Genomic DNA, 23,672 nt, shown 5'->3' with positions numbered 1-23,672 from the left:
AGATACCCTTAGCGACTTTATTTCTTATATTGTGGTACACTAAAAACATACGTATGAAAACAAAACACTATTTGACAAGCCTATTCTTTTTAGCTTGCGTTGCCTTTGTTCAAGCACAAATGACAAAAGCAGCTTCCGCTGAAGGTATTACGGAATACCATATGGCCAATGGACTTAAAGTATTATTGTTCCCCGATAATTCTGCACAGACCATTACGGTAAATATTACGTACTTAGTAGGTTCTCGTCATGAAGGCTATGGTGAAAAAGGAATGGCCCACCTCTTGGAACACATGGTTTTTAAGGGAACACCTAACCACCCCGATATTCCTCAGGAATTAAGTACCCGTGGGGCAAGACCCAACGGCACAACCTACTATGACCGTACCAATTATTATGAAACTTTCAACGCCACCGAAGATAATCTGGACTGGGCTTTGGATTTGGAAGCAGACCGTATGGTCAATTCCTATATTGCTGCCAAAGATTTAGAATCAGAGTTCTCCGTAGTACGGAACGAATTTGAAAGTAGCGAAAACGACCCAACCAGTGTTTTGATGGACAAAGTCATCAATAGTGCCTATCTATGGCACAATTACGGTAACTCTACCATTGGAAACCGTTCTGATATTGAGCGTGTGCCGATTGAAAACCTAAAGGCTTTCTATAAAAAATTCTACCGACCAGACAATGCAGTGCTGATGGTTACCGGAAAGTTTGAAGTAGATAAGACACTCGCATTAATCGAAAAAAAATTTAGTAAAATAGCCAAACCGACAACACCATTACGGGATTCCCATACAGAAGAACCTGCTCAAGATGGTGAAAAAACAGTTACAGTAAGTCGCGTTGGAGATCTTCAATTGGTGAGTGCACTGTACCATACACCAGCCGGGTCTGATCCAGACTACGCAGCCATGTCTGTCATTGAAGATGTGCTTGCAAACGAGCCATCAGGTAGACTTTATAAAGATTTGGTAGAAACACAAAAGGCATCTTCCCTTTGGTCCTACATTCCCTTTACCAGAGAACCAGGGTTTCTGTATATCAATGTGGATGTTCCTTCTGATAAAAATGCAGATGAAGTACAGGCTATTTTAAAAAACACCTTGGATAATTTAAAGGATAATTCCATCACCCAAGAGGAATTGGATAGGGCTAAATCTAACTTATCGAAACAAATTGACCAAATCAATAGAAACTCGTCCTATCTAGCAACTTATATGAGTGAATTTATCGCCGCTGGCGATTGGAGACTTGCTTTTATTAATAGAGACCGTATAGAGGCAATGACCTTAGCGCAAGTAAATGCTGCAATGACCAAATACTTAATACCTAGCAATAGAACCTCTGGACGCTTTTACCCTACAAAGGAACCAGTACGCGTAAGTATACCACACACTACTGATATAGCAGCACTGGTTAAAGATTATAAAGGCAAAGAGGTTATGAGTGCTGGCGAAGCTTTTGATGTGGCTTACGATGCCATTCAAAGTAGAATCAAAGGAGGCACCTTAGCTAACGGAGTTGATTACGGTCTCATTGAAAAAAGCAATCGTGGTAATACCGTAACCCTAAGTTTTAGCGGTAGAAATGGTGATGTGACATCCTTGACCAACAAAGGGATGATTCCTCGCTTTACAGCTCAAATGTTGGATAAAGGAACCACGACAAGGACGCGCCAACAAATAGAAGATGAATTAAGTAAGTTAAAGTCTTCCATCAGCTTTAGAGGCTCCAATGGTAATATTTATACCACTATTTCGGCTACGGAAGAGCATTTAATGCCCGCCATGGAACTTATGGCTGACATGCTTAAAAACCCATTTTTTGATGCTGCTGAGCTAGAAAAATTGAAGACCGCAGCGCTTGCATCTTTAGAAAGTAACAAAACAGAGCCGCAGTTCTTGGCCTCACAACGGCTATCGGAAATCAACAATTCTTATCCAAAAGGTCATCCATTATATGCGATGAGCATAGCCGAACAAGAAGCGGCCATTAAAAGTTTAACTGTCGCAGATCTTAAAACGTTCTACGACGACTTTTATGGATTGGGTAAATCAATTCTCGTAGGTATAGGCAACTTAGATGCCGCCAAACTGTCTACCTTTATTGAAACGGAATTTGCTGATTTTCGGAGCAAAAACAGCTATACAAAGATTAGTGACCCTCACAAACCGGTTAAAATCATCAATGAAAATATTATAACACCAGACAAGCAAAATGCGATGACGCTAGGCTTTATGGATATAAAAATCAGTGAGGATAACAAAGACTACGCAGCACTAAATATTGCGAGCTCTATTCTAGGTGGTGGTGTCCTGAACTCTAGAATAACGGAACGTTTACGTCAAAACGACGGGGTTAGTTATGGTGCAGGAGCCGGCTTCCAGGCCGACAGCGATAAGGCAGACCAAAATTCGCAAATGTATCTTTATGCTATTTATGCCCCGGCCAACTATGATAAAGTACAATTAGGTTTTAAAGAAGAAATCGCACGTTTTATAACGGACGGTATAACACAAGAAGAGCTAGATAATGCAGTTAACGGATGGATTCAGGGACAGAGCGTATCCCGAGCAAAGGATAATGAACTCTCCAGCTTAGTCAATAACAATATTTTCTACGATAGGGACATGACTTTTCAGAAGGACTTAGAAACAAAAGTGACTCAACTTACTGTAGCTGCTGTTAATGCCGCTATTAAAAAGTACATCAGAACATTTGACAAATGGTCTGTTGTAAACGCAGGGGACTTTAAATAAGAACAAAATATTTATAAGATTGAAAGCAGGACCCGATAGGTTCCTGCTTTTTTTTGATGTATCCTGATTCGAATCAAATCTTTTTAAATCGTAATTTTGTGTAGCTAACGCAACATTTCACCAATGAAAGATAAATTCTTCTCCTATATTCAAGAACTACAAGACACGATTACGGCTAAACTCGCCGAAGTTGATGGCAAGGCAGCATTTCAGGAAGATACTTGGGAACGCCCCGAAGGTGGTGGTGGGCGAACCCGTGTAATCGAAAATGGAAATGTCTTTGAAAAAGGTGGGGTAAACATCTCTGGCGTACATGGCGCACTTCCAAAAAGTATGCAAGCCTACTTTGGTGTTGAAGATGCTGATTTTTTTGCCTGTGGATTAAGTTTGGTGCTCCATCCTACGAATCCAATGGTGCCAACGGTACATGCAAATTGGCGCTATTTTGAGATGTACGACAAAAAAGGGAATATCGTAGACCAATGGTTTGGCGGAGGACAAGATCTTACACCCTATTATTTATTTGAGGAAGATGCGAAACACTTTCACACCGTTTGTAAGAATGCTTGCGACACGCATCATCCTGATTTTTATACAAACTATAAAAAGCGATGCGATGACTACTTTTGGAATACCCATAGAAACGAGGGAAGAGGCATAGGAGGACTCTTTTTTGACTATTGTAGAGCAACCGCGGAACTAAAATTAACCGACTGGTATAATTTTGTGACCGCGGTCGGGGATAGTTTTTTAGATGGCTATGTGCCGATTGTTGAAAAACGTAAAGATCTAACGTATACAAAAAATCAGCGCGACTGGCAGGAGATTAGGCGCGGACGTTACGTGGAATTTAATCTGGTACATGACAAAGGAACTTTGTTTGGGTTAAAGACAAATGGCCGTATAGAAAGTATTTTAATGAGCCTTCCGCCACATGTGCAATGGCGTTATGACCACCAACCGGAAAGCGGTAGTGAAGAGGAGCGACTTTTAGCGGTATTAAAACATCCTAAGGACTGGATATAAACACTGCAAGTATGCCAAAGAAAGGAAAAGCAAAAAACACCGTCAACAAAGCCAAACATAGCAAGTTGATGGATCGTAAGAAAAATAAGCTCAAAAAAGAAGCTGCCTTACGAAAGGAGCGGTTGAAAGCAATTGTTACCAAGTCCAAAGAAAAAGATTAGGTCAGTTTATCAATAAGCAAATAATTATGAAGCAGAAATTATACCAAATAGACACGTTTACGGACACCATTTTTGGTGGAAACCCTGCAGCAGTTTGTGTGTTAACAAAATGGCTATCGAATGAATTAATGCAAAAGATAGCTGCCGAAAATAATCTTGCAGAAACAGCATTTACTGTTCCCAACGGGGACGCATATGAATTAAGATGGTTTACACCTGAATTGGAAGTAGACCTCTGCGGGCATGCCACCTTGGCTACCGCTTTCACACTTTTTAATTACTACGGACATCCTAAAAATACTATTCGGTTTATTTCTCCTAGAAGTGGGGAGTTACGCGTTGTAAAAAACAGTAATGGAAGTATGACCATGGATTTTCCATCAGACGAAATAACTACTATTGAGACTGTTACCGCGATTAACAAAGCCATTGGTTTAAACCCAATAAAAACCTTTAAAGGCAATACAGATTATATGTTGATCTATGAAACCCAAGAGCAGATTGAAGGAATACGCCCTAATTTTCATCTTTTAGACCAATTAGATTGCCGTGGAATCATTGTTACAGCACAAGGAAGCGAGGTCGATTTTGTATCGCGTTTCTTTTCGCCTAAATGTGGTATTCCGGAAGATCCGGTAACAGGCTCGGCACATACGACACTTGTTCCGTACTGGGCAAAAGAATTGGCAAAGACAACATTGACAGCAAAGCAACTGTCCGAACGTGGGGGGTATCTAAACTGCGAATTTCTAGGGGAACGGGTAAAAATATCCGGGAATGCAGTGTGTTATTTAGTTGGTGAGATAAATATATAATTAAGGGCCGTTTAAACTGCCCTTAACTATTCATATTTTGCTATCGCTTATTGTTCCTACTCCACCACTGCCTTTACGTTATCGTCAGAATTACGATCTATAAGCTTGTTGTAGCGGTCAATTCTTGCTTTTAAGGATTTTTCGTCCGTAGTAATAGTAAATCAATTGTCTCCGGCAGACAGCAATTTTAGCGTAAAGAAAAACGGTTTCTTGATGGGAATGCCATCCTCATTGGTTTCCTCTTCTCCAAAAAGACCAACATCTACAAAATTCTTTTTCTCATCAACTTCTTTTTCCTTACCGCTATCATAATAGATTTTCTTATAATTTACGGTAAATGTGCCTTCCCATTTGCCATTATCCACCGCTTTTGTTTTGGCATCCGTGACCCTGTTTTCATAAAAGACTATTTCCTTAAAACCGTCGTCTACTTTATATTTTAAAGAATCTGGCGAAACAGAATAGCGTGTATTATACAGATCTTCAGGACTGGCGTAGCGCCCTTTTTCAAAATACTTAAATTCCAGAAAGAAGTTATTAAGTCCAGTATTTACGACGTCTTCACCCATAACATCCTGTAAATCGTACATTACCATAGCACCCTTCTCATACCAAATATACTGACCAGTTTCTACCTCCATCAGCGAACGCTCGGGCTTAAAGCTAAACTGCCTGCTAAACAAATAGGTGTCCAAAGAATTTTTTAAAAAGACATTGATGCCGTTTTCCACATACTCTTGCTTCATGGTCATGAGCGACACGTATTCTGCCAAATTTTAAGAGATAGTATTAGCTCCTGCAGTCTTACTCGGGGTAACAATATGGCCCCACCATTGGTGCGCTACTTCATGCGAAGTGCCGCTAAATGCATAATTAAAATCCTGTGCTTCTGTGAAGTCTGCTACAAATCCAAAATCCTCAGAATACGGAATGGTGGTAGCAAAGGATTATGCAAAATTGGAATGGGCGGGAAATTTTATAACACGAATTACCGAATGAGGGTATTCTAAATAATTTTTGGAATTATAATCAAATAAAATTTTTATCCCTTTGACAAAGTACCCTAGGTTATTCTTGTGCTTTGGGGAGTGGTACATTTCAATAGCTGCTTTTTTTCCACTTGGGGATATCCACTCGTCTGTTACTACAGCATAATCGGCGGACACGAAGCTGAAGAAGTAATCGGATTTTTCTTCTAATTTATAGGTATAGTAACTACGGCAGCCTTCCTCCCATCTTTTCGTCAGTATACCAGACGCAATTGCTATTTGACCCTTGGTAGTGCTCAGTGTGGCCCCAAAGTTCCTATAGTTGGCATCCTTGTTAAATAAATTGTTCTTACGTGCCATTATATCTGTTCTTGGCGGATATAAAAAATCCGATTCTACCAGCCCATATTTTTTACGGACCCCATTATCAGATAAAGCCCTATCATAATACAAGGACGGAAATATTACATTCCTGAAAAACGTACCATGGTCCAAAATACCCGTTTCTGTATCCATGTCAAAACCATGCGTTCGTTCTTTGGTTTCGACAACTAAATTGCGGTATCCTTGGGCTTCAAGCCCTCGGGGAGTTTGTATACAAAGAATCGGTATAGGGCGTCGCTAAAGAATGGCATAATTTCTTTTTCGTTATAGATGACCTTGTCAATCCTAGTATCGGAAATTGGGAATTTAATTTCCATTAAAATAGTATCTATGGGTTGTTCCGACGGACTGATACCCGTGAATATCCCTCGAGCATCTACTTTTCGCTCGCCTGGATACATATCGATGTTGGCTTTTAAGTCTATTCCCTGAATGTGTGACTTATCAATATACTTCCCCTAATCCTCTTCGGAATCAGCGGATACCTTTTCACTACAATCCCCATCCTCAAATTGATTCAAGATCTTCAAATTATAAAAGCTGTGGGTCCCAGCAGAAATGAAAGCAACTACAACCAATAAGGTATAAGCTATCGTCTTTCCTGTTAACCGTTGCCTTGCTGATGTGCACCGTTCCTTAGCAAACAAAAAGAACCCTCGATTCCAAAATATTTTACCAATACCAGCTAAAATACAAGTGAACAGAATCCAATATAGGTTTAACCAAAATTCACCATACAGGTAATGACCGAATCCATTTGAATCACTTAAAAAACTACTTGGCACCTCTCCAAAAATTTCCAATGGATTACTGATTTTAAAAGCTAAGGTCATTAAAAGCAGCACCCCGATATAAATAGCCACAACAATAAAATGGCCTAGAAATTTATTGTTTATCAGTACGTGAATAAAAAAGGCAAGCAACAATGTGACCAAATACCCTGGAAATATTTTTGAGAAATTATAGGTAAAGTACATGCCCAGCTCATAGTTGAAATATCCATTAAACGTTTGGTATAATATACCAATCAGTATTACTAGTAAAGTCAATGCTAGCGACACTCCTACGAGTGCAGTGATTTTGGACAGATACAAGGCACTGTTACTAACAGGTAGGGTGTCATAGAGCTCGAAGGTTTTGTTCTTACGCGTTCTATGTACTGCTTCGCCCGCATAAATACTGAGAATAATCACAGAGAAAAGAGATATTACACCCGCAATTTGAACCACCATATAAGGCGTTAGGAGTACGAATGGCGTACCATATTTCTGATTGGATTGATAGGCTACAAAGCCTGTAATTAAAATACCGATGACGGTCAATACCAAAAAGACCGATTTCTTTACGGTGGATAAAAATTCGATTTTGCATAAGGACGAGAGGTTTTCACGTTGTACCTTTTTAGAAAAGGACTGAACAATATTCATTAAACCGCCGGCTTCAAACACTTCATTATCCTCTTTAGAGCTCTTTTTCTTACATGCCAAAAACCCTTTATAGGAAAATTTGAAGAGGGTCACAAAAAAGATAGCCACACCCATACCTAGCCATAATAGTCTATTAATTAAATCTTACCTGCAAGCGGCAATTGCATTGTATTCCGTTCACTTATGCTCCAATACTTCGTTAAAAATCCACACGCATTTCTTCCAAAAGGAGCTACATAAATACTAAGCCATTCCGTATCTAATTTCGCTACCAACTGCCCCGAGACCATTGTAGCCAACCAAATCAGAATACCATCTCAGTATAACATTGGCAAACGTTCAAAAAAAAGGTCATCAAACTAAAGAAGAGACTCCCAATAAAAAATGCATTAAACGTTAATAAGTAAACAAAAGGTAGAAAATAAGACCGAAAATTAAAATCGGTATAGGTCCCATAGTCTGGTCTATCTAAGAAAGCACCTAAACCAAATCCTATTATAACCCCCAAAACAGCAACTAGATTCATCAAAGTTACTATCGTAAAGCTTCCCCAAAATCGACCAAGGATATAGTTCTTTTCTGAAACCGGAAAGATAAATAGGTTTGTGCAGCCCTATGTTCCTCGTCCCTAAAAACCGGCACGCCCATTATAGCAGCATAAAAGAACAATGCTGAAGTACTCATGCCTCCTAGAACTCCTACAATAGCATTGGGGCTGTTGATAAATTGCGCTGTAATTGTTTTATCGAACACGGGCAATAGCAACGGATTTAGAAACATGATAAAAGGGTATATGTAGGTCGCTGGCCTTCGGAGTCTGTATTTCAACTCAAACAAGAAAATCTCTTTCATGATTATGCGGGTTGAGGCTGGTTAATGCTATAGAAATCTTCCAAGTCGTTGTTTACGGGCTAAAAACCTTCCCCTGGATGTGTATCACTGTATACGTCTATATTAAAATTTCCACTTCTTAGGTAGGTCGACAACACGGTGTATTCCGATTGGTATTTTTCTTTGTCATATTTACTTATATTTTTTCGGTAACCCTTATTATTCAAGGTATTAGATAGCTTTTATGGATGTACTTGTACAAGTATATTCCCTTCGTTAAAAACAGCCATATTGGTGTATAAATTGACCATATCGTCTACAATATGTGTGGAAAGCATGACGACTGCATCCTGACCAAGATCACTAAGTAAGTTATGAAAAAAATCTCGCTCTAAGGGGTTCAAACCAGCTGTAGGTTCATCTACAATTATTAGTTTTGGGTTTACAATTAAGGCCTGTACGATTCCAAAGCGTTGTCGCATTGCTCCGGCGTAATCCCCTAGATTTCGTTTCCTAAATTTATAGAGACTGACCTTATTGAATAGGTTCGATACATAGGAAACCCGGTCGCTCTACTTTTGTATGCCTTTTATCTTTGCTATATGATTCAACATCATTTCGGTAGATACTTTTGGATAGACTCCAAAATTTTGTGGTAAATATCCCAATACTTTCCGAAGCTCATCTGAAGTATCAAAAACGTCGATACCGTCAAAAACGATACTCCCGATATCTGCATTTTGTAAGGTAACGATGGTACGCTTTAGGGCAGATTTACCTGCGCCGTTAGGCCCTAAAAGGCCAAACATTCCTTTACCTATTTCAAGGTTCACATTATTTAAAGCCTAGGTTCCGTTAGGGTAGGTCTTGTTCAAATCTGTAATGGAGATGGTAGTTATGGAGTTTGGTGGTTATTATAATTAGCAGTCAAGATATCGTTTTCGTTGTAATCTGAGGTTTTTTAGGTCAAGAGTATAGCGGCTAATGGTGTATATGTTCCAAGAAATATTATTTCACTTGGAGTATATTTGGAATATTAAGAATCACCTAATTAAAGAGCTACAACTCTTATTAATCTAAATTTTAGTACTGAGGTCCTGTGCTTAAAAAAGATTAAGCCAAATACCAACTCAGGTCCTAAATTATTAGAATTAAAAAGAATTGACACCACTATTGAAACCTTATCAAGAATGTCGCGCTCATCCACAACAGCTTAATAACATAAAAAATAAAACCACACCCAGCACTTGCAATATGCATGGCACCTTATGGGGATAGGATTCAATATTTGACTTTGGAATTACGGAACTTCATTGCCGACTTGGTGCCACAGGCAAACGAATTGATCTGGGATAATTATATCGCCGTAGCTATAGCATACGTAAAATCTGGAAAGTTAAAAGATGCTTTTTGTCACATTGCTATTTATTCAAAATACGTACCCTTTGGCTTTAATCGTGGCGCGGAACTAACAAGCGGAACTCTAAAATTAAATAGAAAAGGTAAGCTCATAAGACATATCTCGATAAAGGATATAAAATCATTCCCTATGAATGAGATAAGTATCTTGATTTCAGAAGCTGTCGAACTTTCAGACAAACACAACTCAGAGCTATGGAACAAACATACCCAAGGAAAAAGTAAAATCATGTCTATTTCTGAAAAAAACTAAGACCCGCTGAGAAAGGCAAAGGATAAATTAGTTTGTGGGAGCAAGTGCCTCTCCAAAACAAGAATTACGCAGTATGCAAGGTTGCTTTAATCGAAAAATAGTAAGGCTTACCTTATATTTGCAAAGAATTTAATACTAAAAATAAAAGCTTTAGACTCACATATAAACTTACAACATGTACCCACTTATAAGAAATCGCAGACTTAGAAATTCAACTGCCATCCGTCATTTAGTGCGCGAAACTATCCTTACGCCAAGTGATTTCTTGGTGCCGTTATTTGTAGTTGAAGGTAAAGGCGTAAAAGAGGAAATAGCATCAATGCCCAATTACTATCGCTTAAGTTTGGATACCCTAGAAAAAGAAGTAAAGGAGCTCTGGAATATGGGTCTTTGTGCAGTGTTGCTTTTTGTAAAGGTACCTGATAATCTAAAAGACAATGCCGGTTCCGAAGCCTTAAACGACCATGGCTTAATGCAATTGGCTATCAAAACAGTTAAAAATGCGTGTCCAGATATGTTGGTTATGACCGATGTGGCCATGGATCCTTACTCTTCCTACGGACACGATGGTATTGTGGTAGACGGACAAATATTGAACGATGAAACCGTGGAGGTATTAGCAGAAATGAGTATATCCCATGCCAAAGCGGGTGCCGATTTTGTAGCCCCCAGCGATATGATGGACGGTCGAATTCTAAGTATCAGAGAAGCCTTAGAAGACGAAGGATACACGAATACGGGTATTATGAGCTATAGCGCCAAATATGCCAGTGCGTTTTATGGACCCTTTCGCGATGCTTTGGATTCTGCTCCCGTAGACATGAAAAATATACCTAAAGACAAAAAAACATACCAAATGGACTCTGCCAATAGGTTCGAAGCCATTCGCGAAACACAGCAGGATATTGACGAAGGTGCAGATATCGTTATGATAAAACCTGGCTTATGCTATTTGGATATTGTTCGCGAAATAAAGAACGAAGTAGATGTACCCGTAGCTGTATATCAAGTATCGGGAGAATATGCCATGCTCAAAGCAGCAGCGGAAAGAGGCTGGCTGGACCACGATGCGGTAATGATGGAACAATTGATTTCGATTAAACGAGCAGGTGCCAATATCATCGCAAGCTATTTTGCAAAAGATGCTGTTAAGTTAATGAGCTAAGTATTGCCAGTAGTTTGAAAGAACTAAACACCTTAAAAGTTAGGGCACTATAAGAGACAGTATATGTGACTATTGACTTCTATTTCGTAGTGGTAAAAGTCCAAAAACCTAAGACTATTATCCATACGTCAATGCAAGTCACTTTGGTGCGATATTTGCTAACTTTGAAGGAAAGACCAAACATTTGCTAAAAAAACTATCCTTACGGTCCCGGATTTTTATTTCAATGATCTTATTGGTATTGATTGCCTCTGTATTGATTTTGGGCATTACTATCTATCAGTTTCGTGAAATAAATGTGGATTACCATCAGAATAGAATGGAACGCAAGGAAGAACAAATAAGACAAAGTATAGATCTTACCATTGCAAAGACTACCTACCCGGTTACCGAGGACAACTTAGCACTCATCTTTATGGAAGATATTTATGAGATTGCTGTAGTTCAGAACATGAACTTCAACCTGTACACCTTGGATGGGGCGTTGATTAAAAGTTCTAGACCTAAATTTGGAAACGACCCTATATCACTTTGCATAGCCCCGGAAATCCTAAATACGCTTGAAGCCATCGCAGACAAGCGTTATGTGCAGGAAAATTCCGCAGCCGGAGACACCTATCAATCCTCCTACACCTTTATTCTGGATCGCAAATTCAAGCCCATAGGGATTTTAAACTTGCCCTATTTCGAGGATAATTCCTTTAACGATAAAGAATTACGAGAGTTTTTAATGCGTTTGGGGGGGGTATATCTCTTAATGTTGATCATGGCCATAGCCTTGGCTTTTGTAATATCCAAATATATCACTCGATCTTTAGAGACCATTTCCAACATGATGGAACGCACTAACTTGAACCGCAATAACGAAAAAATACATATTGATAGTCCTGGAGAGGAAATAGAGAAACTGATTTCCTCGTACAATCGAATGATCGATGAACTAGGACAGAGTGCGGTAAAACTTGCCAGAAGTGAACGGGAACAGGCATGGCGAGAAATGGCAAAACAGGTAGCCCATGAAATTAAAAATCCACTTACCCCCATGCGCTTGACGGTGCAAAGTTTTGAGCGTAAATTCGACCCCAATGACCCTAACATAAAAGAAAAATTAAAAGAGTATTCCAATACGCTGATACAGCAGATTGATACTATGAGCAGCATTGCCTCAGCATTTTCTAATTTTGCCGAAATGCCAGCACAACAGAACGAGACCCTGAATGTGGTTAAAATCGTTAAATTAGCTTTGGATATATTCAACGAAGATTACATTCACTTTATAACGGATGAAGATGAAATCATTGCCAAATTAGACCGGACACAATTGATTCGTGTGGTTACCAATTTAGTTAAAAATGCGATACAGGCCGTTCCTGAAGTCCCTTTGCAAAGAATCCTGGTCTCCGTTGCCAGTGATGGTGATTATGTAAAAATATCGGTTGCAGACAACGGTATTGGTATACGGGAAATTAATAGGGAAAAAATATTTGAACCTAAATTCACAACAAAGAACAGCGGTATGGGACTAGGCCTAGGCATGGTAAAAAACATCGTGGAAACCTATAAAGGGAGTATTGATTTTACTTCTCAAACTAATAAGGGTACCGTGTTTAATGTAAAATTTCCAAAAGAACTAAAACATTAATTTAAATAAATACGTACCGTATGTCTTACAATACAATAATTAGTACACAAGAGCATTCCATAGCAACGATTACTATTAACCGTCCAAACAAGTTAAATGCACTGAACAAAGAAACGATTGGGGAATTACATAACGTTTTTAGCGACTTGGAAAAGAATAAGAACATAAAGGTTATTATTCTGACAGGTAGCGGAGAAAAAGCCTTTGTAGCGGGTGCAGATATTTCGGAATTTGCCCAATTTTCTGAAAAACAAGGTAGAAAATTAGCCGTAAAAGGTCAAAAAATATTGTTTGATTTTGTTGAAAATCTCTCAACTCCCGTTATTGCCGCAATAAATGGCTTTGCTTTGGGCGGGGGGCTAGAACTGGCCATGGCCTGCCATTTTAGAGTGGCGAGCGACAATGCCAAAATGGGACTCCCGGAAGTTTCATTAGGCGCAATTCCGGGGTATGGCGGCACGCAACGGCTACCTCAACTTATTGGAAAAGGAAGGGCCATGGAAATGATCATGACCGCCGGGATGATTTCTGCTGAACAGGCACTATCCTATGGTTTAGTGAATCATCTTACCTCACAAGAAGAGCTACTCCCTTTATGCTCAAAACTCGCACAACGGATTTCCAATAATTCCTCTGTTGCCATTTCTTACGCAATAAAAGCCGTAAATGCTGGTTTTATTAATACTGTAAACGGTTACGAGCATGAAATTAAGGCATTTGGCGCTTGTTTTGGAACGGACGATTTTGCCGAGGGTACATCGGCATTCTTAGAAAAACGCAAAGCAAATTTTCCCGGTTCGTAATATTAAAACGGACCCATCATGTTCAAAAAAAACTTCTTTTTCATCTTACTAACCATAGTGGTATGGGGAAGCCAAGCGCAAAACACCAAACTAAAGTATACCATTGGCGAAACGCTTAAAGATAGGCACCAATACTCCAATCTATTATCCATTTCGGAAGATGGTAATGGCGGTACGGTTATAATACGTTCGTATTTTAGCGGCATTATACTTAAGCCAAAAGGCTATCTCGTTGAACATTATAATAAAGACTTAGCGCTATTGTCCGAGTACAATTACAAACTCAAGGATGCTAATTTTGTAGAGACCTACGTGAAAAACGGTCAAGTTTATTTATTGTTTTTAGAATATAACTATACCAAATTAGCCTACGAGTATATTGTTCATAGGAGTCCGTTTACAGCATTCAATTTTACAAAGGAAGTCCTCTTATCCATTGCCTCTGATGCAGTACAGCAGCCCTTAGACCGTAATTACTACAATAGAAATTTCGCATCGGGCTTTACGACTTCGATTTTGTTCAATGATAAAAAATCAGCCTTTGTAATCACCACTCATTATAAAAAAAGAAAAGAAAATAAACATGTTATCCATGTGTTCGATAGTAGTTTACGAAAGCTGATGGAACATGATTTCTCGGATCAAGTAGAAGAAAGAAACTATGCTTTTGAAAATGTATTGTTCTCCGACGATTTAAAGAACGTATACTTAATAGGTAAAGCTTATTTCAAAAAGAAACGTTTTACGGCAAAGGAACGTAAGTTTCAATATGAGTTAGTGCGCATTTCTGGCTCAGGTAAAAGCATACAGGCTTTTAATACGCCTGGAAAGTTTCCAGAAGCACTAAAACCTGTTTTTAAAGGGAATGAATTATTGTGCCTTGGATTTTATGCCGACCGCAAGGACAACCGCTACAACGGTATTGCCTATTATAAATTACAGCCTAGTTCACTGGCGATACTTTCAGAAAAATTTAATCCGTTCTCGGAGCAGTTTATGATGGATAAATTCGGAAGGGAAGATGAAAGCACCATTAAAGATTTAGTTTTTAAAGGAATGGATATTACCAAGGATGGGCATATCCTTTTTAACGCAGAAGAATATTTTACCAGCAGCAGCATACAGTCCAATAGTAGCGGTGGCCGTTTAATGGTCAAACGCTACCACTACAATGACATTGTGAGCGTAAAACTAAAGCCAGATGGAGATTTAGTTTGGGCACGTAACATCAACAAAACGGAGGTTACCCAAGGCGATGGCGCCTACACCTCTTATTGTTCGTACACAAAGAATAATACTACCTATTTCTTTATTAGTACCGCCTCTGAAAACCCACAACAATTGAGTGCAGAGCGTATTATGTTTAAGCAAGGACTTAGCAGAAATAGAAATATATTTTTGATAAAATTGGATGAAAACGGACAAATGACGTTCCAAAAAGCAATTGACAATAAGGACGTACGATTACCGCTCATGGTCTCCAGACCCTTAAAGGATAGTACTGCGGACGCATTGTTATTTTACGCTAAGCGAGGCTCTAAGAAACAACTGGTACAAGTGTATTTGTAACACAATTATTCCGTTCTTTTTGAGATTATAAAGGTATTCCTATGGCGCGTTATGTTTAGCTACTTCACGGCGATTTGGAGATTAATCTCTGGTATATTACTTTTTTAGCTACATGCATTCCTCTTTTCTAGCTATGGCTGAAAACAATTCATAATCTTGAGGATTGGCTTTCCTAGATGGATATTCTTTCCGAGCAAGACTACGTAATTATCGATACTTTTTTGGACGATGCCCTTTATGGCACGCTTCGTAATTTCTTATTGGAAAAAATTGATGTATTTGACCAAGCAGTTATAGGAACCCTGAACCAACACGTCATTAAACAGCGTATCCGAGGAGCTAGAACCTATTGGCTGAATAAAAACGGGGACAGTGCTCTTCATTATTTTTGGCAACTCTTGGAAGAAACAAAATTCATTGTTAATCGCTATTGTTATTTAAGTCTGTCTGGCAAAGCGTTCCATTTGGCACATGACCCATCAGGCGGCCATTATGTGCGTCATTTAAATCAGTTTGTAGGACGGAACAATCGAACGATTTCTATGGTGATATACCTTAACGAAGACTGGCAGCCGGCACACGGAGGCCAACTGGAAATTTTGGATAACAACAAACAACTCAAATGAATAGCACCGATGGCAAAACGTTGCGTCCTATTCAAAAGCGCCAAAGTTCCACATGCCGTTCTTACGTCTTTCAAAGACCCTTCCACTATAAGCGATAGGTTCCTATACCTACCTCCTGGCGTAGCTCCGGTACTAGGTTAATTTCTAGTCTTAAAAAATATTACTCCCCTTTCTCATATACCACTTCCCCATTAAAAATGGTCATAGTAACTTGGGTATCCAAAATTTTATTTTCCGTCACCGTCATCAAATCTTGGTCGTAAATTGTAAAATCGGCTAATTTACCTGGGGTTATGGAACCTTTAATGTCCTCCTCAAAAGCACCATAGGCGGCATCCAAAGTATAAGACCTCAACGCCTGTTGTCTCGTCATTTTTTGTTCTGGTTCGTAACCGCCTTCTGGCAATCCTTTTAAAGTTTTACGGCTCACACTTGCGTAAAAACTAGCCATGGGGTTCAAGGGTTCAACCGGAACATCTGTACCATTTACAATAGGGATGCCAGTTTGTAACAGGGCCTGCCACATATAGGCGCCTTCCTTAATCCGTTTTTCACCCAAGCGATCAATTGCCCAAGATCTATCGGACGACATGTGCACGGCCTGCATGGCAGGAATAACTCCTAATTCTGCAAATCGCGGAATATCATCGGGATGCAAGTGCTGCGCGTGTTCTATTCGGTATCTATGGTCGTTTGTTAAATTAGGTAACTCGGTAAAAGCAGCCTCATAACGGTCTAATATTTCCTTATTGGCCCGATCTCCAATAGCGTGGGAACATACCTGAAACCCATGTTTTAATCCGTTCAAAGCCGATTCCTTTACAAACTCCATTGGTAGGGTCTCGTGACCAAAATGTCCAGGTCTATCCGTATATTCTTCTAATAACCAAGCACCACGTGAACCTAATGCGCCATCACAGTTCAGTTTTACGGAGCGTATGGTGAACAAATGGTCTGCATCTACCATAGGCCCCTGCGCGTACCATTTGGTAAGTAATTCCTTGTCCCAACCCGTAAGCATAGCGTACAAACGGATACCCATCTTACCTTCGGACTTCATTTTTCCGAAGAGGGAAATCGTTTCTTGACCTATACCTGCATCATGAAAACCTGTTATTCCGTTTCTCTGACAAGCAGCAACGGCCAATTCAAAAGCCTTGGCATCTTTCTCAGGCGTTGTTTCCGGAATGTGCTTTCTAATCAAGCTTTGAGCGCGCTCATTAAAAATACCTGTGGGCTGCCCTAAATCATCTCTCATGACCTCACCGCCGGTTACTTCAAGTCCATCGATTCCTTCTTTTCCCATTACTTGTATTCCTGCAATTTCCATAGCCTTGGCATTTGCAAAACCAGCATGGCCGCTAGCGTGACTTAGATATACTGGATTATCAGGAGAAATAGCACTCAATAAACCATGGGTCTGAAATCCATCTACCGTTTCTTCTGGCATTTCGGTCCATTTGCTTTGATGCCATCCACGGCCGGTAATCCATTCTCCAGGTTGCACCCTCTCAACTGCCTGCGCCACGGCATCTACAATTTCCTGATAACTCGTAGTATTTATCAGATCCAAATTAAGCTCATTGTATCCCAACCCCATAAAATGACCGTGCCCTTCTATTAAGCCAGGGGTCATCGTCTTACCTTGTAGGTCAATAACTTTGGTTTGCTCCGTTTTATATGCTTCTGCTTTCAAAAGACTTCCTGCAAAAAGAATTTTATTGCCTTTGGTGGTAACTGCTTCTACCGTAGTCTGCACGCTATCCACCGTATAAATTGTACCACCGTGAATAAGAAGGGTAGCAGCTTCCTGTTCATTTTTTACGCAAGAGGAAAAAACCAAAACACTTAGGGTAGTAGTCCAGAAGATGGATTTTTTTAACGACATGAAAATATATTTAAATTAGTATGCAACCAGAAAAACCCCCCATATGCTTAGTTAATGAAGGTGATTATCCTGTTGATATTAAATATAGCAAAAATCAACTTATGATAATAGACATATCATCCTAAGTGTTATTTAAAATTTATATGTCTATACAAGTTAGCAGTAGAAGCATTAAAAATACTAGGTGTCACTACCCCTCTATTTAGTATTTTTAGTACGTCTCCTTTTATTCTTTTACTATTTCAATAGTCTGTTTTAAATCCTTCGGTTTTTTAATTCGAATACGAATGGATGCATACCTCCACTGTTCGCCATTCCTATGCGCAATAACATCCATTTTACTGCGTACGTTTCGCTCATGCTTTGCTCCGGTTACATCAAAAGTAATGTTGAGTGTATTAAAATTATCCGAGTAGTTGTGTGCGCCTTCTAATATTGCTAAGGCCCCAAGCGGTTGCAGTTCTCCCAATATTGTAATTACTTTTTTATTCTTTTTTGCTATTACCAATGCGCCATCGCAAACCTCGGATTCCGAGTAGACCTTCGCAATTCCTATAATATTCTCCCCTAATTTAGAAGTGATCAACAGCCCAAAGAACAAAACCAACACGAGTAACAAGGGTGCTAACCACCTCCATTTGCGTTGGAACCAACTTTTATGTTCCATTAAATCATTCATATGACAGCATTTAGAGTATCGCAGGTATAAAGCATAGGGGTATTATTTTCTATTGGGCCTTTTCAATTAACTGAATTGCTTTATTTGCAAAACGCTCCCCCATGAGTACATATCCTTTTGCGGACATATGTAAATCATTATTTATTTCTTTACCTCCTCTAGTCCTACCATCGTTAAGGTCATCCGTATTAATCCAGTCAAAACAAGGATTGGATTGGGCTACCTTCACTTGAATATCTCTAATCATGGCCCAATGGGGGTATGTTGTGTTCTGTATATCAAAATCACTTAATCTACCAATCAAAAAGTTCACATCCTTACGATTTAGGTCGTTACTTAACTGAGAATACAGACCTATCAGACTATTTTCATAAACCTCGCCCAACTTTTCTCTTGCATCACGTTCGCCCTGCATCCAAATAAACGTCACGGATTTCATTTTTACATTCCCTACAGCGGCATTAACTTTGGTCATCAAGGAATCGTACAAATCTGGTTGTGCCTTTGGTTCATTCCCTTCTAATGGTTTCCAGTCCTTGTACCAGCGCCGTATGGGTTGGCCTCCTGCTGCATCTTTTATTACAATTATATTTTCATTTCCAAATTTGGCTTCGACTTTGGGTATAAATGATTCTTTTAAATCTAATCCTGCCATGTTGGATTGCCCGGAGAGTATAAAGACATGCTTTGCTTCTGGTTGAGGTACACAAGAGGATACTAGCATTACAACTAATCCCAACACTATTAATTTGTTTGCTTCAAATACCTTCATGTTTATATTATATTTAAAAATTTCTTAGACGAAAAAAATAACATGTTGTGCGTAGCGGTGTTTTAACGTTTTCACCTGCCTCCTTAGTTCAATACTGAAAACACCAAACTGTGTTCACTACACTATGGAGCTATTTTTATACTTCATTGTAAAGAGATCTATCTTTTCATTTCTGCCTTTTAATTCACATTCCCCAATAGACACTATTTCATACGTACCCTTAGTGTTTAAAAGCTCGAGTAAATTTTTTGATAATAACATCTCAGCCCCATATTTACTGCACGTAGATTGTATTCTTGCAGTGGTATTCAAAACATCCCCGGTAAAAAATATTTCTTTTTTTAACACCCCTATTTCACCTGTGGTAACCTTGCCGTAATGAAAGCCTGCTTTGTATTTTGGAACTAGACCAAATCTTCTGATATACTGATCAGCAGATTTTTCAAATATCGCTTTAGTTTTAAAAAAGCATTCAATACAATTATTATTAGCTACTCCTTTCCTTAAATTCCAAGAGACAATTACCTCATCTCCCGCATATTGATAGACCTCGCCATCTGTTTGAATAATCGCATCTGCTATATCTGCATAGTAGGTTCTAAGTAGCTGAAAATATTCCTTATGTCCAATTTTTTCAGCTATAGTGGTAGAAGAATTCATATCAAGAAACATAAATATTCTTTCCTCTTCTCTTGGGTGGTGATATTTTCCAATAAAAAAATTATTGAAAATACCTCCCCCCAAATAGTCAGATACTTCTCCAACAAACAGGGTTAAAACCGTAATAAATCCAGCAAAAATTAGAATACTCCAAAACAAAAAATCAGAAACAAATTGAAAGATTGACTCCATCACTTTTGGGTGTACTATGGAAACATCTAACCTAGAACTAAACAAAAAGAACAAAGGAAACAAAAGTAATACGGTAATTAATAGTAAATAAAGTCCTGTTTTGAATACGATTTTCTGCCAAAAGCTTCTAGTTTGAAAATACTTGGTGGCTATTTTCGTCTCAATAGCTCCAATTAAGAGGCCTGTAAGAAATGAACTTAGGATGGAAACTAGAATAGAAGTCTCAAATTGATATAGATTCTTGGTTGATGGGTAGATTTTAGAATCGCCCAAAATACCATATTCTAAAAGACTATAAAGAGTGCCTCCCAGAGCCCAGAGAAATCCAAACTGGATTATTCTATAAAAATCCCTTCTTTGACTTGATGTAATTTTCATACACATTTTTTGAGCTAATTCTATATACTTTTTCTTACTCAATCCTTACCACAGGTTCTTTTTGCAAATACCCAAGTGATTGTAAAAAAATATCTGCTTCAGATATCGTTTTCTTATAGTTTTCAAAGATTTTATAATTGAAGAACCCATGACCCTCGCCTTCATACAAACGAAGCTCGCACCTACTGCCAACCTTCTCCATTACTGTTTTATAATACATCGCCGTTTCTACGGGGATTAAATCATCCTTTGTTCCCAAAAATAGAAGTGTTGGTGGTGTTCCTTTTTTAAGGTTGTGCAGCGGTGAAAAGCTTTTATATTCCGCTCTAATTCTTTCATAACCATAGCCGCCAGGGCCGTTATCAATAACAGGGTTAAAAAGCACTAAGGCATTTGGAATACAACTTAAGTTTAAGTCGTCACTACCCTCATTATACGATGTTATAACTGCGGTTGCCGCAGCAAGATGCCCGCCAGCAGAACCACCAGAAGCAATAATTCTAGTAGGGTTTATGTTAAAATTCGATGCGTTTTTTCTAATAAACCTGATGGCAGATTTTGCATCTTTGAGCGACTCGAAAGGGGTCGTATTATGCTTGTTTTTAGTTCGATAATCGACTAGAAAACAGACTAAGCCTCTTTTAGAAAAATACCTCGCATGGTTTCTAAATTGTGACGTAGCACCCCCGTTCCACCCCCCGCCAAAAAAGAAAACCATAGCCGGATACGATTTTGAAGAATCCAGCTTTTTCGGGTAAAACACCTCCATACTTAATTGGGTAGTATCTATCTGCTTATACCCTATTTGTTCTTGGGCATAAACATAAGAAAGCACTCCTGGTAAAATCAGTAAGAGCATCAAAAAATATTTTCTATGCATCTTTATTGTTTTATAAAAAAGCAACCTTTACGCCATTTTACCTGCTTTCCTACAGCTAAGATTTGCACCACGCGCTATTTTAAAAGTAAACATATACGCTTTCCCATACTTTTTAAAATTAAGGTTATTATTCCACATTTAGAAAGTTCAGTTTATAAGAGAACCTTAGACCGGTTCTATTATAGTGGATAATCATCGACATTAATAAAAAAGATATTGAAATACTTTTTTATGTAGCACTGAACTCGCTAAAATATATAACTTGTAGCTGCTTTAATTCCTTTTAGATATGAAAAATTTAGTTTTATCCTTAATAAGTGTGCTCTGTACTATTATAACGTATGGGCAAACTGAAATTATACCAAAAACCACATTTTCCAAAAACTATTTAGCCGTTTGGCTTACCGCCAGTGAACACTGTTTGGACATAGCCAAAGCAATGCCAGAAGAATTATATTCTTATAGACCAACGGCTGTTAGTAAGTCTTTTGGAGAGCAAATGGTCCATATTGGATATACTGTATCGCTACTTACAAAACGATATGTACAAGGAATGGAGGTAAAGCCAAATACGCCAGATGCCTCCAAGATGACGAAAGCTGAAATCCTTGATTTGTTAGAAACTGGGTTCGGATATACTACAAATGTCATCTATACCATAGAACAAGAACAATTAGAGGAGTCTTGCGTAATGTATCATAGTGGTAATACCGTGAGCAGAGCATTTGCCTTTTTTTACGTACAAGATCATATGGCCAACCATAGGGCTAAAGCAAATTTATACCTTAGAATGAATAATATACAACCACCGGAATACACTTGGTAGTAAGAGAATAGTTCTACCTTTTTAAGGTTTGTTAAGATGGGCTTAGGTTAACTCTTTTCGAGAATCTAATTTTAATTAATTATCTCAATTCGCTCCGTATTTAATTCAACTTCAGCCTTTGTAGACCAAGCATTACCTAATTCCTATTTCGAGAATAATTCTAATTGATTCCCATTATGAGGAGAGTTTTTTTTGGGTTGCATTACCATGGGGTACTAAAACTTTTGCTTTAACGGCAGCACCAAACTCAATGACACCGACCAAAGAATCCTATGCAATCTGGGGATCTGCATTTTTTTATTGGACGCATCAGGTAGTTGCACAAGACGCTTGATTTTCGTATTTCTTATCGTTAAAAGTTGGTCCTATTTTTCATAGCCTTACTACCACTAATATTTGTCATTTGGTTTATTGCTTGTTTAAGTACCTAATTTATTAAATACTACGTGAATAGAAAATCCAAAAAGTCCCGAAGCGTCCCTTGGTAATTCGTATGGAACCCATTAATTATACACATATTAAGTTAGTGTTTTAATGATTTTACTCTTTTTTAAGGAATGGTTTTGGATGATACCTAGAACTTTAAATATTCCTAACGCTTCAAGAACAGTTTCCAATAGATTTTTTAGAGACTCGCACTCTACTACTTTAAAAATTGGGTGTATTCACCCTCTGTATTTAGGCAAGATTAAAGATAATAGCCCTAATTGATATTTAAAATGTTTAAATTAACAATTCTGATTTAAACGAATACAACAATAACAAAATAGTACTTATTCTAAAATTAGAACCTAGTTCTCAACTGTATATATAATTGAATAAATGTATTCTTCTGGGATTTTGGTTTCATCTAGAGAGAAATATTTATGAAAAAGAAAGACACCGGCAAAGGAGCCATAGCGGATTTTACGGGTCAAAAACATGCCAAAATTGAGCTCATTAAAGAACAAGAAGAAAATTATCTTGATAATATCATCAACAATATCGGTGATTCTCTTTTTGTTAAGGACGAAAATAGCATCCTGACTTTAGTGAATGACGCATTTTGCACACTCTTTGATTTGGACCGAGCTAATATTTTAGGCAAAACGCTCGCTGAAGATATTTCTCCTGAAGAAATGGATGGTTTTTTAAAGATTGATAGGCAAGTACTAAAAACCGGTCATTAAAATATAATTGAGGAATCACTCACAGTAAGAGATGGACAAACGAAAATCATTTCCACTAGAAAGACAAGGTATATTGATAGTAATGGGACCAAGTACCTTATAGGAGTAACTCGTGATATCACAAACCGAAAAAATTATGAAAAAGAATTAGAGGAAGGTGAAGCTAACATAAGCACTATTCTTAATTCATTACCAGCAAGCGTTTGTGTCATAAATGATACTGGCAAAATACTTCAAGTAAATGATTCTTGGAAGGAGTTTGCTGATTCAAATAAAACACTTAAAGGAATAGACTATTATTCTAAATACAATTATTTTGATGTTTGTAAACAAGATAATCAAGATACTAATTC

Annotated in this window: 22 protein-coding genes and 2 pseudogenes; 13 read left to right on the top strand and 11 right to left on the bottom strand. The window is 38.3% G+C overall.

All coding sequences use genetic code 11. The annotated features are described in order from the left end of the window. Positions 1-53: 53 nt before the first annotated feature. From Q360_RS22810 to Q360_RS0108360, 4 genes are all read left to right on the top strand, one after another. Complete coding sequence (locus Q360_RS22810; RefSeq protein WP_051554636.1) at positions 54-2,765, top strand: M16 family metallopeptidase; 2,712 nt, start codon at positions 54-56, stop codon at positions 2,763-2,765. A 123-nt stretch (positions 2,766-2,888) separates the two neighbouring features. Continuing rightward, positions 2,889-3,791 (top strand): oxygen-dependent coproporphyrinogen oxidase, encoded by a 903-nt coding sequence (hemF, locus tag Q360_RS0108370; RefSeq protein WP_027076688.1) that lies wholly within the window; start codon positions 2,889-2,891, stop codon positions 3,789-3,791. Between the two features lie 11 nt (positions 3,792-3,802). Beyond that, complete coding sequence (locus Q360_RS26120; RefSeq protein WP_169734640.1) at positions 3,803-3,952, top strand: hypothetical protein; 150 nt, start codon at positions 3,803-3,805, stop codon at positions 3,950-3,952. A gap of 26 nt (positions 3,953-3,978) precedes the next feature. After that, positions 3,979-4,767, top strand: coding sequence for a PhzF family phenazine biosynthesis protein (locus Q360_RS0108360; protein WP_027076687.1), 789 nt, complete (start codon positions 3,979-3,981; stop codon positions 4,765-4,767). Positions 4,768-4,928: 161 nt separating this feature from the next. Here Q360_RS0108360 and Q360_RS26585 read toward each other — a convergent pair whose 3' ends face one another. The 6 genes and pseudogenes from Q360_RS26585 to Q360_RS22800 form a co-directional block, all read right to left on the bottom strand. Then, positions 4,929-5,540, bottom strand: a complete 612-nt coding sequence (locus tag Q360_RS26585; RefSeq protein ID WP_245603224.1) for a hypothetical protein — start codon at positions 5,538-5,540, stop codon at positions 4,929-4,931. 174 nt (positions 5,541-5,714) lie between these two features. Next, positions 5,715-6,272: a hypothetical protein gene (locus Q360_RS26580; RefSeq protein WP_027076685.1), complete on the bottom strand. Its 558-nt coding sequence runs from the start codon at positions 6,270-6,272 to the stop codon at positions 5,715-5,717. Positions 6,273-6,307: 35 nt separating this feature from the next. After that, positions 6,308-6,541, bottom strand: coding sequence for a hypothetical protein (locus tag Q360_RS26575; RefSeq protein ID WP_027076684.1), 234 nt, complete (start codon positions 6,539-6,541; stop codon positions 6,308-6,310). 57 nt (positions 6,542-6,598) lie between these two features. Further along, positions 6,599-7,627 (bottom strand): ABC transporter permease, encoded by a 1,029-nt coding sequence (locus Q360_RS26570; RefSeq protein WP_245603223.1) that lies wholly within the window; start codon positions 7,625-7,627, stop codon positions 6,599-6,601. Between the two features lie 474 nt (positions 7,628-8,101). Beyond that, positions 8,102-8,419 carry a hypothetical protein gene (locus Q360_RS26565; protein WP_245603222.1) on the bottom strand — a complete coding sequence of 106 codons (318 nt, stop codon included), beginning with the start codon at positions 8,417-8,419 and terminating at the stop codon, positions 8,102-8,104. Between the two features lie 221 nt (positions 8,420-8,640). Continuing rightward, positions 8,641-9,231, bottom strand: a pseudogene (locus Q360_RS22800) (ATP-binding cassette domain-containing protein). A gap of 461 nt (positions 9,232-9,692) precedes the next feature. Between Q360_RS22800 and Q360_RS0108310 the strand changes: the two are divergent. From Q360_RS0108310 to Q360_RS22795, 6 genes are all read left to right on the top strand, one after another. Beyond that, the gene (locus Q360_RS0108310) at positions 9,693-10,070 is read left to right on the top strand and encodes a DUF1801 domain-containing protein (RefSeq protein ID WP_156950055.1); all 378 of its coding nucleotides are present in this window, start codon (positions 9,693-9,695) and stop codon (positions 10,068-10,070) included. Positions 10,071-10,245: 175 nt separating this feature from the next. Next, positions 10,246-11,235, top strand: coding sequence for a porphobilinogen synthase (hemB, locus tag Q360_RS0108305; protein ID WP_027076677.1), 990 nt, complete (start codon positions 10,246-10,248; stop codon positions 11,233-11,235). 226 nt (positions 11,236-11,461) lie between these two features. Continuing rightward, positions 11,462-12,877 carry a sensor histidine kinase gene (locus tag Q360_RS0108300; RefSeq protein ID WP_027076676.1) on the top strand — a complete coding sequence of 472 codons (1,416 nt, stop codon included), beginning with the start codon at positions 11,462-11,464 and terminating at the stop codon, positions 12,875-12,877. A gap of 20 nt (positions 12,878-12,897) precedes the next feature. After that, positions 12,898-13,680, top strand: coding sequence for an enoyl-CoA hydratase/isomerase family protein (locus Q360_RS0108295; RefSeq protein WP_027076675.1), 783 nt, complete (start codon positions 12,898-12,900; stop codon positions 13,678-13,680). Positions 13,681-13,698: 18 nt separating this feature from the next. Beyond that, complete coding sequence (locus Q360_RS0108290) at positions 13,699-15,249, top strand: hypothetical protein (RefSeq protein WP_036195437.1); 1,551 nt, start codon at positions 13,699-13,701, stop codon at positions 15,247-15,249. A 176-nt stretch (positions 15,250-15,425) separates the two neighbouring features. After that, positions 15,426-15,875, top strand: a complete 450-nt coding sequence (locus tag Q360_RS22795; RefSeq protein WP_245603221.1) for a 2OG-Fe(II) oxygenase — start codon at positions 15,426-15,428, stop codon at positions 15,873-15,875. A gap of 160 nt (positions 15,876-16,035) precedes the next feature. Here Q360_RS22795 and Q360_RS0108280 read toward each other — a convergent pair whose 3' ends face one another. From Q360_RS0108280 to Q360_RS0108260, 5 genes are all read right to left on the bottom strand, one after another. Further along, a complete protein-coding gene (locus Q360_RS0108280) occupies positions 16,036-17,763 on the bottom strand; it encodes an amidohydrolase (protein ID WP_027076673.1) in 1,728 nt (575 codons plus the stop codon). A 226-nt stretch (positions 17,764-17,989) separates the two neighbouring features. After that, positions 17,990-18,442, bottom strand: coding sequence for a cytochrome c oxidase assembly factor Coa1 family protein (locus tag Q360_RS0108275; RefSeq protein WP_027076672.1), 453 nt, complete (start codon positions 18,440-18,442; stop codon positions 17,990-17,992). 49 nt (positions 18,443-18,491) lie between these two features. Beyond that, positions 18,492-19,214, bottom strand: a complete 723-nt coding sequence (locus Q360_RS0108270) for a sialate O-acetylesterase (protein ID WP_027076671.1) — start codon at positions 19,212-19,214, stop codon at positions 18,492-18,494. A gap of 117 nt (positions 19,215-19,331) precedes the next feature. Then, positions 19,332-20,444, bottom strand: coding sequence for an adenylate/guanylate cyclase domain-containing protein (locus Q360_RS0108265; protein ID WP_027076670.1), 1,113 nt, complete (start codon positions 20,442-20,444; stop codon positions 19,332-19,334). A 34-nt stretch (positions 20,445-20,478) separates the two neighbouring features. Continuing rightward, positions 20,479-21,324 carry an alpha/beta hydrolase gene (locus Q360_RS0108260; protein ID WP_036195435.1) on the bottom strand — a complete coding sequence of 282 codons (846 nt, stop codon included), beginning with the start codon at positions 21,322-21,324 and terminating at the stop codon, positions 20,479-20,481. Positions 21,325-21,613: 289 nt separating this feature from the next. Here Q360_RS0108260 and Q360_RS0108255 point away from each other — a divergent pair, with 289 nt between their 5' ends. The 3 genes and pseudogenes from Q360_RS0108255 to Q360_RS27405 all read left to right on the top strand — a co-directional run. Further along, positions 21,614-22,150, top strand: a complete 537-nt coding sequence (locus Q360_RS0108255; RefSeq protein ID WP_027076668.1) for a DinB family protein — start codon at positions 21,614-21,616, stop codon at positions 22,148-22,150. Between the two features lie 866 nt (positions 22,151-23,016). Continuing rightward, positions 23,017-23,319: a PAS domain-containing protein gene (locus tag Q360_RS25725; RefSeq protein WP_027076667.1), complete on the top strand. Its 303-nt coding sequence runs from the start codon at positions 23,017-23,019 to the stop codon at positions 23,317-23,319. Between the two features lie 3 nt (positions 23,320-23,322). Beyond that, positions 23,323-23,655: pseudogene (locus Q360_RS27405) on the top strand (hypothetical protein); the annotation flags it as partial. Positions 23,656-23,672: the final 17 nt, after the last annotated feature.

This window comes from Maribacter antarcticus DSM 21422, assembly GCF_000621125.1.
Classification (GTDB): Bacteria; Bacteroidota; Bacteroidia; order Flavobacteriales; family Flavobacteriaceae; genus Maribacter; species Maribacter antarcticus.
The sequence above is the reverse complement of the archived record's forward strand: the minus strand, read 5'-3'. Positions and strand labels throughout refer to the sequence as shown.

Excerpts from the sequence above, each read along its gene's own strand:
- Q360_RS0108265 (WP_027076670.1), bottom strand. The coding sequence starts at position 20,444 with ATGAAAATTACATCAAGTCAAAGAAGGGATTTTTATAGAATAATCCAG.
- Q360_RS0108360 (WP_027076687.1), top strand. The coding sequence starts at position 3,979 with ATGAAGCAGAAATTATACCAAATAGACACGTTTACGGACACCATTTTT.
- Q360_RS0108295 (WP_027076675.1), top strand. The coding sequence starts at position 12,898 with ATGTCTTACAATACAATAATTAGTACACAAGAGCATTCCATAGCAACG.
- Q360_RS0108275 (WP_027076672.1), bottom strand. The coding sequence starts at position 18,442 with ATGAATGATTTAATGGAACATAAAAGTTGGTTCCAACGCAAATGGAGG.
- Q360_RS26575 (WP_027076684.1), bottom strand. The coding sequence starts at position 6,541 with ATGTATCCAGGCGAGCGAAAAGTAGATGCTCGAGGGATATTCACGGGT.
- Q360_RS26565 (WP_245603222.1), bottom strand. The coding sequence starts at position 8,419 with ATGAAAGAGATTTTCTTGTTTGAGTTGAAATACAGACTCCGAAGGCCA.
- Q360_RS0108300 (WP_027076676.1), top strand. The coding sequence starts at position 11,462 with ATGATCTTATTGGTATTGATTGCCTCTGTATTGATTTTGGGCATTACT.
- Q360_RS0108255 (WP_027076668.1), top strand. The coding sequence starts at position 21,614 with ATGAAAAATTTAGTTTTATCCTTAATAAGTGTGCTCTGTACTATTATA.
- Q360_RS0108270 (WP_027076671.1), bottom strand. The coding sequence starts at position 19,214 with ATGAAGGTATTTGAAGCAAACAAATTAATAGTGTTGGGATTAGTTGTA.
- Q360_RS22795 (WP_245603221.1), top strand. The coding sequence starts at position 15,426 with ATGGATATTCTTTCCGAGCAAGACTACGTAATTATCGATACTTTTTTG.
- Q360_RS26120 (WP_169734640.1), top strand. The coding sequence starts at position 3,803 with ATGCCAAAGAAAGGAAAAGCAAAAAACACCGTCAACAAAGCCAAACAT.
- Q360_RS0108260 (WP_036195435.1), bottom strand. The coding sequence starts at position 21,324 with ATGCATAGAAAATATTTTTTGATGCTCTTACTGATTTTACCAGGAGTG.
- hemF (WP_027076688.1), top strand. The coding sequence starts at position 2,889 with ATGAAAGATAAATTCTTCTCCTATATTCAAGAACTACAAGACACGATT.
- Q360_RS0108280 (WP_027076673.1), bottom strand. The coding sequence starts at position 17,763 with ATGTCGTTAAAAAAATCCATCTTCTGGACTACTACCCTAAGTGTTTTG.
- hemB (WP_027076677.1), top strand. The coding sequence starts at position 10,246 with ATGTACCCACTTATAAGAAATCGCAGACTTAGAAATTCAACTGCCATC.
- Q360_RS26580 (WP_027076685.1), bottom strand. The coding sequence starts at position 6,272 with ATGGATACAGAAACGGGTATTTTGGACCATGGTACGTTTTTCAGGAAT.
- Q360_RS22810 (WP_051554636.1), top strand. The coding sequence starts at position 54 with ATGAAAACAAAACACTATTTGACAAGCCTATTCTTTTTAGCTTGCGTT.
- Q360_RS25725 (WP_027076667.1), top strand. The coding sequence starts at position 23,017 with ATGAAAAAGAAAGACACCGGCAAAGGAGCCATAGCGGATTTTACGGGT.
- Q360_RS0108290 (WP_036195437.1), top strand. The coding sequence starts at position 13,699 with ATGTTCAAAAAAAACTTCTTTTTCATCTTACTAACCATAGTGGTATGG.